The sequence below is a fragment of the Pseudomonas sp. Pseusp49 genome (assembly GCF_059491875.1).
The window spans coordinates 2,242,841-2,256,994 of record NZ_CP168514.1 but is presented as its reverse complement, the minus strand read 5'-3'; the positions used below and the strand labels follow the sequence as shown (position 1 = coordinate 2,256,994).

At 59.8% G+C, this 14,154-nt stretch carries 15 protein-coding genes; 1 reads left to right on the top strand and 14 read right to left on the bottom strand.

Annotated features, from left to right (window positions below; genetic code table 11):
* The first annotated feature begins 236 nt into the window (after window positions 1–236).
* Window positions 237–446 carry a hypothetical protein gene (locus ACEN83_RS10220; RefSeq protein ID WP_495580182.1) on the top strand — a complete coding sequence of 70 codons (210 nt, stop codon included), beginning with the start codon at window positions 237–239 and terminating at the stop codon, window positions 444–446.
* A 10-nt stretch (window positions 447–456) separates the two neighbouring features.
* On the opposite strand, the gene ACEN83_RS10215 is transcribed toward ACEN83_RS10220, so the two are convergent.
* From ACEN83_RS10215 to ACEN83_RS10150, 14 genes are all read right to left on the bottom strand, one after another.
* On the bottom strand, window positions 457–756 hold the full coding sequence (locus ACEN83_RS10215) for a hypothetical protein (RefSeq protein ID WP_495580181.1): 300 nt from the start codon (window positions 754–756) through the stop codon (window positions 457–459).
* A 52-nt stretch (window positions 757–808) separates the two neighbouring features.
* Complete coding sequence (locus tag ACEN83_RS10210) at window positions 809–1,339, bottom strand: DUF2514 family protein (RefSeq protein WP_495580180.1); 531 nt, start codon at window positions 1,337–1,339, stop codon at window positions 809–811.
* Complete coding sequence (locus ACEN83_RS10205; RefSeq protein ID WP_495580179.1) at window positions 1,336–1,761, bottom strand: cell wall hydrolase; 426 nt, start codon at window positions 1,759–1,761, stop codon at window positions 1,336–1,338. Before ACEN83_RS10205 ends, ACEN83_RS10210 begins: the two co-directional genes overlap by 4 nt.
* Window positions 1,762–1,820: 59 nt before the next feature.
* Window positions 1,821–2,081 (bottom strand): hypothetical protein, encoded by a 261-nt coding sequence (locus ACEN83_RS10200; protein WP_495580178.1) that lies wholly within the window; start codon window positions 2,079–2,081, stop codon window positions 1,821–1,823.
* A complete protein-coding gene (locus ACEN83_RS10195) occupies window positions 2,078–2,368 on the bottom strand; it encodes a hypothetical protein (protein ID WP_495580177.1) in 291 nt (96 codons plus the stop codon). The genes ACEN83_RS10200 and ACEN83_RS10195 overlap by 4 nt, the downstream gene beginning before the upstream one ends.
* On the bottom strand, window positions 2,368–3,147 hold the full coding sequence (locus tag ACEN83_RS10190) for a phage tail protein (protein WP_495580176.1): 780 nt from the start codon (window positions 3,145–3,147) through the stop codon (window positions 2,368–2,370). The genes ACEN83_RS10195 and ACEN83_RS10190 overlap by 1 nt, the downstream gene beginning before the upstream one ends.
* A 9-nt stretch (window positions 3,148–3,156) precedes the next feature.
* Window positions 3,157–4,119 (bottom strand): hypothetical protein, encoded by a 963-nt coding sequence (locus ACEN83_RS10185; protein WP_495580175.1) that lies wholly within the window; start codon window positions 4,117–4,119, stop codon window positions 3,157–3,159.
* A gap of 226 nt (window positions 4,120–4,345) precedes the next feature.
* Window positions 4,346–8,299 carry a TipJ family phage tail tip protein gene (locus ACEN83_RS10180; protein WP_495580174.1) on the bottom strand — a complete coding sequence of 1,318 codons (3,954 nt, stop codon included), beginning with the start codon at window positions 8,297–8,299 and terminating at the stop codon, window positions 4,346–4,348.
* Window positions 8,300–8,356: 57 nt separating this feature from the next.
* Window positions 8,357–8,917, bottom strand: coding sequence for a tail assembly protein (locus ACEN83_RS10175; RefSeq protein ID WP_495580173.1), 561 nt, complete (start codon window positions 8,915–8,917; stop codon window positions 8,357–8,359).
* Between the two features lie 73 nt (window positions 8,918–8,990).
* Window positions 8,991–9,389 carry a hypothetical protein gene (locus ACEN83_RS10170; RefSeq protein WP_495580172.1) on the bottom strand — a complete coding sequence of 133 codons (399 nt, stop codon included), beginning with the start codon at window positions 9,387–9,389 and terminating at the stop codon, window positions 8,991–8,993.
* 34 nt (window positions 9,390–9,423) lie between these two features.
* Entirely contained in the window at window positions 9,424–10,179 is a 756-nt protein-coding gene (locus ACEN83_RS10165; protein WP_495580171.1) for a C40 family peptidase, read from the bottom strand.
* A gap of 2 nt (window positions 10,180–10,181) precedes the next feature.
* Complete coding sequence (locus ACEN83_RS10160) at window positions 10,182–10,931, bottom strand: phage minor tail protein L (protein WP_495580170.1); 750 nt, start codon at window positions 10,929–10,931, stop codon at window positions 10,182–10,184.
* A gap of 9 nt (window positions 10,932–10,940) precedes the next feature.
* Complete coding sequence (locus tag ACEN83_RS10155) at window positions 10,941–11,279, bottom strand: phage tail protein (protein WP_495580169.1); 339 nt, start codon at window positions 11,277–11,279, stop codon at window positions 10,941–10,943.
* Window positions 11,269–14,154, bottom strand: coding sequence for a phage tail tape measure protein (locus ACEN83_RS10150; RefSeq protein ID WP_495580168.1), 2,886 nt, complete (start codon window positions 14,152–14,154; stop codon window positions 11,269–11,271). The genes ACEN83_RS10155 and ACEN83_RS10150 overlap by 11 nt, the downstream gene beginning before the upstream one ends.

Here is a 14,154-nt window from a genome sequence, read left to right as displayed (position 1 = left end):
CGAACCAACGACCCCCACCATGTCAAGGTGACCCCGAAAACAGTTCAAGCTATTGATTCTAAAGGAAAAACAGGTGGTTTTGACGAGGTACAAAATCAGCATTTCACCCTATAAGAATCAATAACTTAGCGTTGTATATTCCTACAGTAGTGTCATCCCTCCCCGGCGTTCTGCCGACCTGAACCCAAGCCAATAGCTCACCCCTGCTACGCTGAAAACTCCACGGAGGATTCGCGATGCCAAACTCTGATCTGCTCCCTTCCCTGCTCTTCAAAATTAACGAAAACCAACTCGCCCTCGAAGCCGCGATCCTGGAGCTTTCCAACTGGGTCGAGCAGCGCGGATCGGCCGACATCGCCGACAACGTGCGCGGAGCCCTGGAAACCATCGACAAGAATGAAGAATTCATCAAGATGACGCTCGCCGTGATGATGACGCCGGAGTGACGCTTCGGTGTCATACCTCCCTGCACCACCACGACTGCGCATACAGGCAGCCGTCGATTTCCTCCAGGCCGCTCAGCGTAAAAGCGTTGGTCGCCATCCCTGAGATTCGCGCATCCAGTAGCGGCGGAAGTGGTACCGCATCGAGCGGCATGCCTGCCGGACGGATCTCAGCGATGTCGCTGGTCCGGTTCAATTGCTCGCACATCTGATTCCTGATGTTGATATCGGCACGAATCCCTGGCGTTTGCCGGATTGCCTTCCACTCCCGGGCGACGCCCTTCTCTCTCATGCGCGTAATCAGGAAATACATGGACTTCTCGATACTGGATAAATAACCAGTATCGTAATCGAACGCCGGTCTTTCAATGAAGAGCTGACGATCGGATCAACCCGTCATACGCCTGCTCGCAGGTCAGTCCCCGGGCTCGGGCTTGGTCAGCAATTGCAGCCAGGTCGCCCGCTCGCTGGTCAGCGCGCTTGAGCACGTCGGCAAGCACAGCGGCGGCGCGGGTAGCTGCCTTGCTTGCGGCGGCAGTAGAGGAATGGCCGCGGGCTTCACTCGCTGCGAGGCGACGGGCAAGTTCGTCGGCTGCCCTGCGCACGCCGTCAGCAGAAGCGCGAGCGGCAGCAGCATCAGCCGTTGCTTGATTGATAATGCGTTGGCCATCTTGACCCGCCTTGTTGATTGACTGTTGGTAGGCTTGCTCTTTGGTGCGTTCGACGGCTTCATTGAGCGCCCTCGCCTCTGCGTCCCGGGCGTCACGGGCATTCCAATCGGACTGCCATTTTTCATCCGTGACCGTCACGCCGTGGTAGTAGGCGCCAAACAGCGCCCCTGCTACCAAGGCCAGCGCAGCGATGTACGGAAGGACCCGCTGCCAGACCGGTTTCATGGCACATCCTTGAAGAAGACATGCCCGCCCAGCTTGAGGGTCTGCTTTGCCTTCGCCGCCCAGGCCGGAGGAGTCTTCATGGCGATCGCGTAATAGTGCGTGGCACCACCGGTGGGATCCGGCACCTTGCCGTCGATCACCTGGTCAGCGGCGATCCGTGCCTGCGCCAGCTCACGGAAAGGAATCTGCTTGGCGCCACTCAGGTAGGCGAAGTTCGGGTCGTTCCGGTTCCAGCAGCTGAACTGGTAGGGCTTCTGGCACACGCCGGCATAGCCCTCCCCCCACCAGGACTTGTCCTTGCCGTCGTTCACTCGGTTGCGGATGGTCCAGGCCACGGCGATCTGGCCGGCCAGGGATTCGCCGCGGGCCTCGCCCCACAACGTGCGGGCGAGGATGTCGCGGTCTTTCTCGAATACGGGCATCACTTTTCTCCGGGCAAAAAAAATCCCGCTCGATGGCGGGCCTGTATTGCGCTAAGCGCTTAGGCTTCGTTGATCTCAGACGCTGAGGCACTCACCGGCAACGGGTACCGGGCTTTGATGGCAGCCACTGAGGCAAGCCAATTGGAGTAGTCGGGCTCCAGGCCCTGGGAGAGCGCGTCGTAGTCAGCCTCCAACCGCAGCGGATCTGACTCGGCAAGGTAGGCGGCCCGGCGCGCATTGAGCACAGCCTCAAGCTGTGCATTCTTGCGCTCTTCCAATTGCTGCTCGGCAGTGACCATTTGGCTAAAGTCGATGTTCATTCTGGAAGCCTCACATCACCATCGGGGGGGTTAACAATGTCGCTGGGGAAGCGAACCGCCAAACTTGAATCCGCGTCGCAGGGAATCCCCAGGGCGATAATGAGGTCACCGTTGCGACGGGTCACATCACCCACCACATGCTGACAGTGAACCGCCGACCAGGGCAGAACCGCCCCCTCCGGCAGCTGCCGAAAGTCGAACGACTCGCCGTTGATGATTAGCACATCGCCGTTTTTTTGAACCGAAAGCGGCGCACGGCCGCCCTGCGGTGAAAGCTTGATGATCATCAGAACCACCTTCCTATTGCTAAATACCGGCCACCGGAGATTGTTTGAGCGGTCGGACCATTGCGGTAAACCGCCTTGGCAGACCAGTTGGCCCTTGAGTTATCTGTGGTGTAGCCATACACATCAAGACTTGATTGAGGTGTGCCAAAGGCCTGAAAGGTGTACGCGGTGTCGACAAACAGAACCGGGAACACGCCCAGCGGCGAAACAGTTGCAACGGCGCCGGCGGCAACCGCGAAGTCAGCAATTGGCCCAGTGCAAATCAGCCGGCCGTCTGCAAATTTCGTGGCCTCGCCGTTCGCGTTCACCACCTTTTCAAAAATGGCGCCGGAAGGTACGCCGCCGCCTTGCGAGACGGTTCCGAGAATGGCCGCAACAGCAGCGGCGCCGAGACCCAAGCCGGCACGGGCCAAAGCCTGGGTACTGCCCCCCGTCCCGCCTTTTGCCACGGGCACCACGTTTTCGACAGAGACCGTCCCGAGCCCGGCCAACGTCGCGCCCCATTGATCCACCAACTGCCGTAGGCGGTCGGCGGAATCTTTGACATAACCCTGCATCGGCGCCAAGGCATACACCCCGCCAGAGGCGGTAGCACCTTGATACGCGGGGAGAATCGAAAGCACCGTCGTGCTGGCAATGTTCGAGACTTCGTACCAGCGCCCATCCGGGCCTTGAAAGGCATCGCCCACGCGAGCGTTGGCGGCAAAGGCTGTACCGGTGCCGGTCACTGTAGTGCCGCCGCTGGTGACGGCGACTGTTCCTGATCTGTACCAGGGCATAGTTGTTCCTTATCCGAAGGGGAATGGGAGGTTGGTGGTGGTGATGTAAAGCGCTACCGGATAGCGGTCTGTTGCGATGTTGAAAAAGGAGGCATACAGCGACCACCCTTGGTTGCTAGGAGATGACTGAGTAGTTGACGCTGACGCCCCCATCATGAAAGAGATTCCGCCCACCCTGCCGTAAGCGCCTTCAAGAACGGAATAAACCAAGAAGTTACTGATACCACCCGACATGAAGTCGCCAATACCACCACCACGGGACCACGGCAGGTAAACTGCGTATTCAACTCCCGCCGTGAGCGGGATATCGATATACGAGTCCACCTGACCAACGTAAGTGATGCCCCCGCTGTTATAGAAGGCTTGGCGTACCCTGTTAGAGCCACCTGCGTAACAAGTCCCGTACCTTCCGTACTGGTCCAAGTTACCCGGTACGGGTGCCTGGTATGACCCTGCAATATTCAAGGGCGGTTGCAGTGAATTGAACGTGATCCTGCCCGCTGAATTGAAGGTCTTCAGGTAGGGGGAACCGGCAATGTTGTCAGACATCAAGTCAAAGCAGTAATACTTAGTATTCAAGCTCGCATTCGAGTAGAAGAAGGTGATTGAACTACCGGAAACTGACGACCCGTTTAATGTACCCGACCCCACAATGAACACGATGGGTGAAATGGCGTTAGTTACCGTGAATCCCCACAGTCCGTCCGCAAAGCTCAGTGACGTTTGGATATTTGACGGAAACCAGTTGGCCCCATCCGAGGGGTCTAGCTGTGCTGACCTCAAGGTTCTACGAGTCCAGGCCTGCTGATACGTCATGTACCCGCTTTTAACCAACCCATATGTGATGTTGTTTGTGTCAAACAATAAACTGCCATCTACCTTATTAACCTGCGGCATCAATAATACCCATAGTAGATACGTGCATTGGCCGAGAAAAAACCCCACCCATTTGTTGGGTAAACGTATGCCCATGTCAGCGTGCTGCCCGACTGAGTGACGCCCGGCAACTTTCCGGTGCTCCCGACATTCACAAGGGGTACGACTATTAAGAATCTAGTTTTACCAGCCGGCAGGGCTGGAATGGTAATTCCACCATTCGTAGCCCCCGTATCGACTGAGCCCTGGGTTTGGCTAATAAACATGGTCATATCAACCAATACTTGATTGGCCGCGTTTTTGAGTGTAATCCCCGTCATTGCTATAGGCTCAAGTCAATACCCAGCACACCATTAGGGTGGTAAAACTTTAAGGCAGTTGGTGTAAGTTGCATCCTGCCGTTAGCGTTTGCGCCGTTCATTTCAAAGCCACCATTCTTGTTGATCGCCCAACCCTTCACACCAATCTGGTAGTCATCAGATTGAATGATTGAACCGATCTTGGCGTTGGTGATGGAACCGTCCTGAAGGAATGCCGACCGCATGAACACTTGCCCGCCGGTAACAGCAAACGGAGAGGACGGCGTGCCGTCGATGCCGTTAACCACGGCAAAAAGATCAGCGCTCACCAGGAACTTGCTCTGCAATCCCGCCGGGCCGTTCTCAATGCCCAGCCCGATGCCCGCCGCAACGTACTGACCTTGGCTGTTCAGCTGCATTTTGACCGACCACATCGTGCTGGCCTTGCCGTCGAGCGCTACCACCGCCTGACTGACTGTCTGCACGGCTGCGTTCGTGCTGCCGATAGACACTTCCAGCTGTTCCGAGCGCCGCGCCTGGGCCGTGTCACCGTCAGCCCTGACGCGGGTTTCCTCGGCAAACTTCGCCGTAGATCCCCACGCCTGCAACGCTCCAGCCAAAGCGCCCTCCGCGTCGTCATCCCGCCCGGCCGGGTAAATGGCCTCGACGGTTGTCCGCATCGAAGCTATCGCCGCGTCGGTTGTTACCTGAGCGTCCTGCACGTCCTGGATCTTCGCCGTGTTGTCATCGACCGCTAATTCAATCGTGCCGACCCTTCGCCCCAGCGCCTCATCACCTCCCACGCGAGCCTCGGATTCAGTACCGATGTCTGCGGTATTCTTGCCGACCGATGCGCTCAACAAATCCAGGCGGCTCGCTGTTGCATAGCGGTCGGTGGCCAGCACCGTCTCCAGGGTGCGGATTCCGGCCTGGTTGCCCGCAACCTGCGCATCGAGCGTGGTCAGGCGGATGACCGTTGCCTCGCTTTCCGTAGCGCGGGTTCGCACTTCCTCCGCAAACTTCGCGGCGCTATCCCACTCATTCAGGGCTCCGGCCAAGTCCCCTTCCCCATCATCAGCGCGGTACGACGCCTGCAGTGATTGCAGGGAAGTCGAAGCAGCCGTGACCTTGCCGTCTACCGTGGTGATGTCGGTTGTGTTTTGGCTGATCTGCACCGCCTGGGCGTTGACCGTCGATACGATGCCGCCGATGTCGAGCCAGTAGGTCAGATTAGGCGGCCCATTGGCCCCGCCGGCGTTAGCGGGCACGGCCTGAATGGCGGTGTACAGGCGCTGCCCTTTGCGCACGTTGTCGTTCTTCAGGTAGCTTTTCGCCGGAACGTATTCTAGGGCGTCTGTGATTTGGTCGATCCGGTCGTTAAGCGCATCCTTGGCCGCTTCAATACGACCATTTACAGACTCGGGTCCATCGCCGGAGATCTTGTCGATTTCGCCCAGCAGATGCTCGCCAAGCTCGGACTCACCAATCTGGCCGGCGATCATGTCCAGGATCGGGCCAGCTTCAGAACTGGCCTGCCCCATCACGCCGCTTACCACTGGATAGAACGGACCGATGTTGCCGATCCGGTCTACCAGGCGCGCCCAGAAGAAGAATGTGGAGCCTGCCAGCAGGCTCTGCATCGAGTAATCGCTTTGCGGATACGCCAAGTCTGCCAGCTTGGTTGCAGCTCCCAGGTTATTGGCCGGCCCATACCAGAGCTCCGTGCGTTGAGTGTCTTCGGCGCCAGCCGGGAAACCCCACTTTAGACGGATGCCAAATAGCAGCGCTGTCGCGGTCAGGGATGACACCGCCGGTGGCAAACCCGCTTTCCCCTTGAGGTTGGTCAGGATCGAGTTGCGCCAAATCGACGAGATGTCGAAAGCACTCACCGCGCGGACGCGGGCCACATAGGCGCCAGCATAGATACTGGTAACGTCGACGCTGGTCAGCCCGGTGCGTTGCACTTTGATCCAGTTGCCGCTGTCCTTGCGCCACTCCACGTCATAGCCGACCGCGCCGGGCACCGCCGGCCAGGTGATCGTCATGGTGGCGACGGCAATGCCCTGGGAGATTACTGAGCTTGCGGCCAGGGTGACGCTCGCCGGCGCCGGTACCACCGTGATCGGAATCACACTGATCGGCCGCTCTTCGAGGCGAGCACCGGTGTCGATGAAGGCGAACTTGCTGGGTTCGTACTGCAGCGCTCTGATCTCGAAGTCGCCTTCGGCCGTGCGCTTGGACCGCAGCACACGGTACAGCGGGATCGCCAGGTCATCGGCATCCAGCGCCCATTGCAGTTGCGGCAACGGTGGCTCGCTGTAGCTGGTGGTCACGGTCACCGCGCGGCCGGCAACGCTCTGTACGGTACGGCCTTCGGCACGGCCACCGGGCAGGTTGATGATCAGTCGGTCACCGGCCTTGGCTTGGGTGTCGCGGTCGAGCGTCACCACGCGGCCGGCCACTGCCGAGATGCGACCGCCCACTTCGCGCCCCGCCAACAGCGAGTCAGCCACCGGGATGATGTGGCCAGGCAGCGGGAGCACGCCCTCCATGCCGGTCTTGAACGACACGGTGCGGTCCTGGTTGTTGCTGAGGATTGCCCACTTGCCGCGGCGCTGGGCTTCAGACGCACGCGTGCAACCGATGGCACTCAGTTCGGTTGGTCGGTCGCCGTACCGCCGTTGCAGATCTAGGTCAGCAAACGGAATGACGTCGGTGTCGTAGTTGTTCGCCGGGTTGTCGTAGCTGACCAGTGCCCGGGTGTACCGGGTCTTCGCCGACGCGCTGCCATAGGAAAACTTGCCGTCAATGACGTTGGCCCGGGTGAAGACGTAGTCGAAGTCCTGCGCGCGCGGCATATCGGCCTGCATCACCAACTGCCCCTGCGCCCAGTAGGTCATGCCGCGGTAAATCGCCGAGATATCGCGCAGCAGTGACCAGGCATCGGCCTTGCCCTGCAGGTTCATGTCACATAGAAAGCGCGGCTCGGTACCGCCCAACCCGTTCGGCACCAGTTGGTCGCAATACTGGGCGATCCGGTACAGCTCCCATTTGTCGACCATGAATGGCTTGATGCGCTTGCCCAGGCCAAAGCGGTCCTCGGTGCAAACGCCGTAAGTGATCCATGCCGCGTTGTTGGTCCAGGCCGACTTCATGCTGCCGTCCCAGGTGCCGGCGTAGGTGCGGGCGACCGGGTCGTAGTTGCTCGGCACCATCCAGCGCCGCGCCTTGCACTTCACGGTCACGGCTGGAATGTTGGTGAACTGCTCGGCATCGAACTCGATGTAGAGCAGCGCGGTATTCGGGTAGCGCAGCTTGGCGTCGATCACCTCGGTGTAGCCGCCGATCAACATGGTGTCGGCGATTTTGTTGCTGTTCTGGTTCGCGGTCAGGCGGCGCACGCGGATCTGCCAGCCGGTGGTGGCGTGCGGCAGATCGATCCGGCGCGAGCGTTCGTAACGGGTGGTGGTCTTTCCGTCCACGGCATCCACCAGTACCTGCTGATAGGCGCCGCCGTCGGTGGCCACGTCAATGGCGTACTCGATGCGATACCCACCCACGTTGCCCTGGTCATCCTGGCGCTGCAGGGCCGGCCACGCAAAACGCAGGCGCACTGCCGACAGTTGAATATTGGTAATCGAACGCACCCACGACGCATCGCTGCGCAACTCAACGTTCAGCGAGGTTTCGTTCTCCACGGACGGAATGCCCGGGATATAGGTCTGATCCACCGAGCCCGGCCGCCAGTCCCACTTCACGTTGGGGAAGTTGTAGTTGCCGCTGGCATCGCGGATTGGCGTGTTGTCCAGGTAGATGTCGTAATCGGTCGGAGTACCGTCGAACTCGCCCTCGCCTACGGCGATCAGCAGCTTGGCCAGGTTGGTCGAGCGCAGGCTGTCACTGGCTTCGGTCGGCGATTTCGGCTTGCTGCTGCCGCCCTTCTCGCCATGGATCTCGATCTGTGCTGCTGCGCCCATGCTTTCCTCCAGGCATAAAAAAACCGCCTCTTGGGCGGTCTGTGTGCTGTGTCCTAATTACGTCTTGTCTTCAGCGTTGATCGAGGCAGAAATGATCATGCCGCCCCACCGGCGTTCGCCGATGCAGATCGGCACCGGGTTGCCGCTGGCCGTAGTGTTCTTGGCGCTGCCGAAGGCATAGGACGGGGCATTTTCTGGGGATGAGCTCTGCTTCAGGCCGGACGCTTGCGGGCTGAGCATTTGCACGACACCGCCTACAGTAAGCGCCACACCCGTCTGCACAAGCCACGTCTGCCCCGTGTAAAACCCAACTGCGATAAGGACCGCGCCGATAACAGTTTGGAGCACCCCGCCGCGCTTACTGCCAGTAATTACAGGAACAATTCTGATCTCTTGGGTGCCGCCTAAAGCAAAATCCTTTTCAGGCACATTCTTTCGGTTACGAAAAATCGCGAACCGCATGCCCTTCATTTCCAACTTTTTAATGGCAGCCTCGAAGCCTTCAAGCGTGCATTTCAAAGCCTTAAAGGCTTCAGCAACGGATTTGCTGCCGAGCTCACGATGGTGAGTTCTACCGAAAAGCCTGATTAGGGGGCCTGACAGTAAGATCGTGGTCATGGCCTGACTTGCTGTAGATGTCGATGCCAAGGCTTTCTCCAGTCGAAAAAAAACCGCCCGGAGGCGGCTAGCTTCAAAATGTTGTTGGTGATAGATCCAAACTCATAGCGGAATCGATGGATATCCTGAATTTTTTTGTGCTGCCTGCTTTGATACTTGCTTCCCGCTCCTTCAGCCCGCTCCCACATGAAGAAGCTCCAACGATATGATCGCCAGCAGGGACAAAGAAGCGCGCTGTTTCACCCGGACCAATCTCTGCAGATTTTTCCCCATCAATACTGACTGAGGTGTTACATGCGCTTCCCATAAAGCCCTTGTCGCGTGTAACGATCAGTACCGCGTCGCCAGTGCCGGACTTTTGATAACCGAACAGTCGAGAGCTCGGGACTGGGTCGGCTTCGCCGGATGGCGTTGGTGAAGTCGCACACCCGGCCAACAGCGCAACCGCCAACGCTCCTACCATCAATTTCATGCACGTCACTCCTGTGGAAAAGGCCATAACCTTATCACTGAGCAGCGCGATGACGCAGCACCAGGCGCGTCCGGTCGAGCCAAGGGCCACCGAACACAATAACCTCCGACGGCCTGCCGTACAGATGGTGCAACAGAAACGGCCCTGGGCCGAAGGTCGCTGCGTCTTCACCGGGCAGCACAGGATCTGATCCAAGAAATATCCCAGCGTGGTTCGGGTGAACCGTACGTCCCACCTCCATCACGATCATGTCGCCACGCTGGGGCTGGTCGACCCGGTAGAAGCCGGCGGCCTCGTAGTTCGCCTCGTACAGGCTGGCGTTGTCCTTGCTCTCCCACCAGCCATCGGCCCGCTTGAAAGCTTCGAACTCCAGCCCCCACTCCCGCTTGTACCAGTCAGCGCAGACCTGCCAGCAATCCCAAGCCCCGTGCACGAACGGACGCTTGAGCAGCGGTATCTCTCCGGATGGCATCACCGTTCGCAGGTCGCCCTCGGGCCAGCTCAGGATGTGCCAAGGCAGCGCCGTAGCCTCGCACATGGCCAGGTCGCGCGCTGACGGGCGGCTGGTGGCGTCCGGGTGCGAATGAACCACACCGATCACCTCGCCGATATCCTCGGCCGCGGCGTACTCCTCCGGATCGATCCGAAACTCTTCGTTCGGCTCGGTGGAGACGTTGCGGCACGGGTAGTACTGCTGCTTGCGACCGATGCCCAGCAGCAGGCCGCAGCACTCTTTCGGGTACTCAGCAGCTGCATGCGCCTGGATCGCGCTCAAGATGTACTTTCGCATGGTCAGCTCCGGGCAATCAGGGATACAGCAGGGAAGCCACCATGGCTGAGAGGGTTCCCCTTCCCGAACCGGCATTCGCACCCAGTCGTAAGGAGCCCATTGCACTGATCCTTTTCGGGGTCACCCGTAGGATTTCCGTCCATGTCGAAATAAGGGCCGGTGTATTGGCAATTCGGACCTCTATAGCCGTCCGTCAGCGCCCAGTGGCATAAGGTTGTCGCCGGCCTGCCAACTGACTCGCCTCCAACATCGCCCGGGCTGGCCAACTCCCAACTGACTGTCTCGCCGTCCTCGTTGGTCTTCTGGTCGATGTACCAGACTTCGATCGTCTCCTGAGTCGGGTCTGCCGTGGGGTTACCGGCCGGGAAGTTCTGCTCATCCAGATACGTGCCCAGCGTGTGGCGCATCGTCAGCTTAAAATCCGCAAGGTCTTGGAACGCCAGGCAAAGCGCGGTGATGCGCCCGTTGACGTTGCCGACGGACAACGTCGGCCGCACGGCTGTGCCGTCGCCATTCGCCTCGATGCCGTCGATCTGCATTGGCCAGGCACCGTACTCGTTCCCCTGCCACCAGATAGCTTTCGCAGGCAGTTGATCGGCATCGGCGCCCGCGGCGATCAGCTCGGCCGGCGTGTGCGGGATCGCGTGCCCATGGAAACGCAAAACGTCTGCCCCATAGTCCGTGCCGTCCAACTCAAAGAGCAGCACTTCGCTGCCAGGCTCAAGAACCTGGATGTCACTGATCAGCGGCATGATTGCCCCTCATGGAAGAAACGATTGGGTAAATGTCGTTGTCAGGGTGTACCAGCCAGCACCCTTCGGAGTGATCGCTGGTGCAGTGCCGCGGTAGAACGAGAGCTCGCCCAGCGGCGGCGTCCAGAAGAACGATTTATGTCCGCCGTGACGATCCAGAAACGCCTTGATTTCCAGCGCTACCGCCTCCCTCACAACGAACGTCAGCGGCCAGGAATCGACCCGATTGTTCGGGCCGTCCCCGACCACCTGTTCGTAGCCATTTCCGAATTTCGAAGATCGATTCCGGTATTCCGGCGTGCTGGTGGCTTCGATCATCGGGCACCAGTCAAAGGTCTCAACGGCCATTCACAAGCCTCCAGATCTGTCCGCCCGGTTGGGTTTCCTTGGCGATTTCCTGCTGGGCGCCGCGCCTTGCGACATCCGCATAGGCTTGGCCCAGGGCCTGCGACTCTTGCGGCGAGGTGCCGGCCCCGGTGCTCTGTACCTGGAACGACTGGTTGATGACGACTTGCCCAGTGGCTGCCGGTGCGGCCGATGAACCGCCGGACAGCCCGACATAACCACCGTCCGCGTACCCGTGCTTGTTCAGGCGCTCCAGGTACCCACGCATACCCGGCTGCTTAACCACTTCCTTGCGGATCACTACCTCGCCGCCGTGCACGATGCCTTTCGGCTCGTACTTACCGCCGTCGCCGGTGTAACCACCATCAGACAGGCCCGGCCATTTCGACAGGACATCAGCCGAGTACCCGGCGGCAGTGCTACCAGCCGACGTCGGCGCCCCACCACCTAACGCTGCGCCCAGGGCGCTGCCGGCGATGCTGGAGAACACATTCGACGCCGCCGACTGCAGGGCCATTTTGCCGACCATGCGGGCAAAGCTCTTGGCCACATCACCGAATGTCTTATCAGCACCAAACGCCCAATCCACTGCGGCGTCGGTCAGTCCGTCATACAACGAGGTAAAGGCCGATTTGGCCTGTCCGGCAACATCCTTCGCCTGGTCGACGTAGTTTTGGAAAGCTGAGGATGCCCCCAGCGTCCAGTCGCTCCTGGCCTGATCCTCGTCCTCATAGAACCTGGTTTGCATGGCCAGACGCTTGTCGAGTGCGGCCCGCAGTGCTGCGGTTTCCTTGTCGTAGAGCTCGGTACTGAACTGATCCTTGTTGCTCTTGTTGTAGTCGGAGGTCAGCTTGTCCATTTGCGACTGATACGACTGCTGAATACTGCGCTGCTCCTGCAAGCGTTTGCGCTGCTCGTCGCCAAGGCCAATCCCAGCTAGGTTGTTGTCCAGGCCCTGCTGTGCACTGGCGAGCTGGCTTTTCAGGTTCTCATCGAATGCCGCCAACTTGCGGCGGGTTTCCAGCCCTTTCTCGCGCAGTGTGTTCTCGGTTTCGAGCGCCGCGTTGCGCTTGAGCTGAGCGGTGATCAGTTCCTGGTTCGCCAGCAGTGATTGCTGTTCGGCGGTGAGGGTTTTCTTGCCCTTGATGTCGGCGAGTTGCTGCTCCCACTCGACCAGCTTTTTCGCATTCGTGCCAAGGTTCTGGCTGGCCGCGTTCTGGTCACCGATGAGCGCCGCCTGCTGCTGTAGAACGGCGTACTGCTGTTTCGCCTGATCGAGCGCCTTGATACCCGCGTCCTCGCGGTACTGCGGCGTCTTGGCGGTTTTGGGATCCTTGTACTTGTTGTTGATCGCGGCGATGTCTTTCGCCTGCTGCTCGGCGGAAATCAGCAGTGACTTATCGCCAGAGGCTTTCGACTGAGTGACGCGCCGTTCAACGAGCAAGCGGTAATCCGCCAGCTCGCGCTCACGCTTGGCCGAGTTGCCCTCGGTTTCCTTGCGCAATTTGTCCAGGCGGACCTGGTCTTCCAGCGCCTGCTGCTGTTGTTGCTGTGCAAAACCCTTTGCCGCCGCCCGGCGATCCTGCTCGGACTTGAGCAAAAGCTTGTCGGTTTTCTCCCGCTCGAGCGCTTCCTTGCGGAAGCTGTCGTCGGGCGTCAGGTTGCTGAATGGATCAGCGGGCTTGCCCCGGGCATTACGCTTGTTCCGCAGCGCGGCGTTGTCCGCGATAGCGTTGAGCTGCTCGTCTAGCTTGGCGATCTGCTGGTCGAGCGTTTCCTCGCGCCCAACGTTGAGCGCAGCGTCCCATGCGCCCTTGGCAGCGCTCTTGACCGCGCCCCAGCTCGCCTCGAGAAAGCCGAGGTTCTGCTTGATGGACGTGGAGGTGCGGTTCAGACCATCCTCATACGCCGCCGTTGCCGCTGCCGCCGCCTCCTGCGTTCTCCCCTGCTCCTGCAACGACTTGATGTTTTCGTAGGTGGTGGCCGTGAGGAAGTTCATCGACTCGTTGAGTTTCAGAATTTCGCCGACAGGATCCTTGGCAATTTTCTCGAAATTCTCGACCGTTTTGCTGGCCGCAATTCCGGTCGCCGACTCGTACTTGATCACCGCCTCAGAGATCGACTCAAACGCCGCCACGGGGATCTTGGTAGAAGCCGCCAACTGCGCCAGCACTTCGGATGCTTTGCCGACGGTACCGCCAGAGCTCGACACCTGGCGGGCCATGGTTGCCAAGCTACTGGCCGTGGTGCCGGCGGTATTACCGGTCATGGCCAGCGAGGTGGTAAACGCGGTTCCCTCGTCTGAACCCTGTTTGTAAGCAAGCGCCAGAACACCAGCGGCGGCTGCCGCTACCGTGAACGGATTCACTAGGCCCAGCACGTAACCGCCCAACGCCTTGGCCGCAGGGCCGACGCCGCCGAACATGTCCTTGAGCTGGCCGCCCTGCTGCAGGAAGACCGTCATCGGGTTTTGGCCGGCCTGCAAGGACACGGCGATATCGGTGAACTGTGCCGGAACGCCGCGCAGGTTGGCTGCGTACTGCTTGGCGGTCTGGCCGTTCTTGGCCATGACCCGGTCGACCTTCTCGACCGCATCCCGCTGTTCCTTCAGCTTGTTGAGGTACAGGGTGAAGTCGGCATTATCCAGCCGACCAGCTGCGCGGTGCTTGCGCAGCTGCTCTTCCATTTTGTCGAGGCGACCGTAAGCCCCAATCACCGGGTCGATCTGGCCTACCAGTTTGTCGAGCTGGCCAGCCTGATAGGCTGCTTCCCTGGTCGCCGCTTTGAGCGCGCGCTGGGCGCGGTCCATGCCCTTTTCGAAGCCGCCGGTGTTGGCAACCAGATCGACCGTCAGTTGGCCAAGTGAATCAACCGCCAT

Excerpts from the sequence above, each read along its gene's own strand:
- ACEN83_RS10220 (WP_495580182.1), top strand. The coding sequence starts at position 237 with ATGCCAAACTCTGATCTGCTCCCTTCCCTGCTCTTCAAAATTAACGAA.
- ACEN83_RS10215 (WP_495580181.1), bottom strand. The coding sequence starts at position 756 with ATGTATTTCCTGATTACGCGCATGAGAGAGAAGGGCGTCGCCCGGGAG.
- ACEN83_RS10210 (WP_495580180.1), bottom strand. The coding sequence starts at position 1,339 with ATGAAACCGGTCTGGCAGCGGGTCCTTCCGTACATCGCTGCGCTGGCC.
- ACEN83_RS10205 (WP_495580179.1), bottom strand. The coding sequence starts at position 1,761 with ATGCCCGTATTCGAGAAAGACCGCGACATCCTCGCCCGCACGTTGTGG.
- ACEN83_RS10200 (WP_495580178.1), bottom strand. The coding sequence starts at position 2,081 with ATGAACATCGACTTTAGCCAAATGGTCACTGCCGAGCAGCAATTGGAA.
- ACEN83_RS10195 (WP_495580177.1), bottom strand. The coding sequence starts at position 2,368 with ATGATCATCAAGCTTTCACCGCAGGGCGGCCGTGCGCCGCTTTCGGTT.
- ACEN83_RS10190 (WP_495580176.1), bottom strand. The coding sequence starts at position 3,147 with ATGCCCTGGTACAGATCAGGAACAGTCGCCGTCACCAGCGGCGGCACT.
- ACEN83_RS10185 (WP_495580175.1), bottom strand. The coding sequence starts at position 4,119 with ATGGGCATACGTTTACCCAACAAATGGGTGGGGTTTTTTCTCGGCCAA.
- ACEN83_RS10180 (WP_495580174.1), bottom strand. The coding sequence starts at position 8,299 with ATGGGCGCAGCAGCACAGATCGAGATCCATGGCGAGAAGGGCGGCAGC.
- ACEN83_RS10175 (WP_495580173.1), bottom strand. The coding sequence starts at position 8,917 with ATGACCACGATCTTACTGTCAGGCCCCCTAATCAGGCTTTTCGGTAGA.
- ACEN83_RS10170 (WP_495580172.1), bottom strand. The coding sequence starts at position 9,389 with ATGAAATTGATGGTAGGAGCGTTGGCGGTTGCGCTGTTGGCCGGGTGT.
- ACEN83_RS10165 (WP_495580171.1), bottom strand. The coding sequence starts at position 10,179 with ATGCGAAAGTACATCTTGAGCGCGATCCAGGCGCATGCAGCTGCTGAG.
- ACEN83_RS10160 (WP_495580170.1), bottom strand. The coding sequence starts at position 10,931 with ATGCCGCTGATCAGTGACATCCAGGTTCTTGAGCCTGGCAGCGAAGTG.
- ACEN83_RS10155 (WP_495580169.1), bottom strand. The coding sequence starts at position 11,279 with ATGGCCGTTGAGACCTTTGACTGGTGCCCGATGATCGAAGCCACCAGC.
- ACEN83_RS10150 (WP_495580168.1), bottom strand. The coding sequence starts at position 14,154 with ATGGCGGTTGATTCACTTGGCCAACTGACGGTCGATCTGGTTGCCAAC.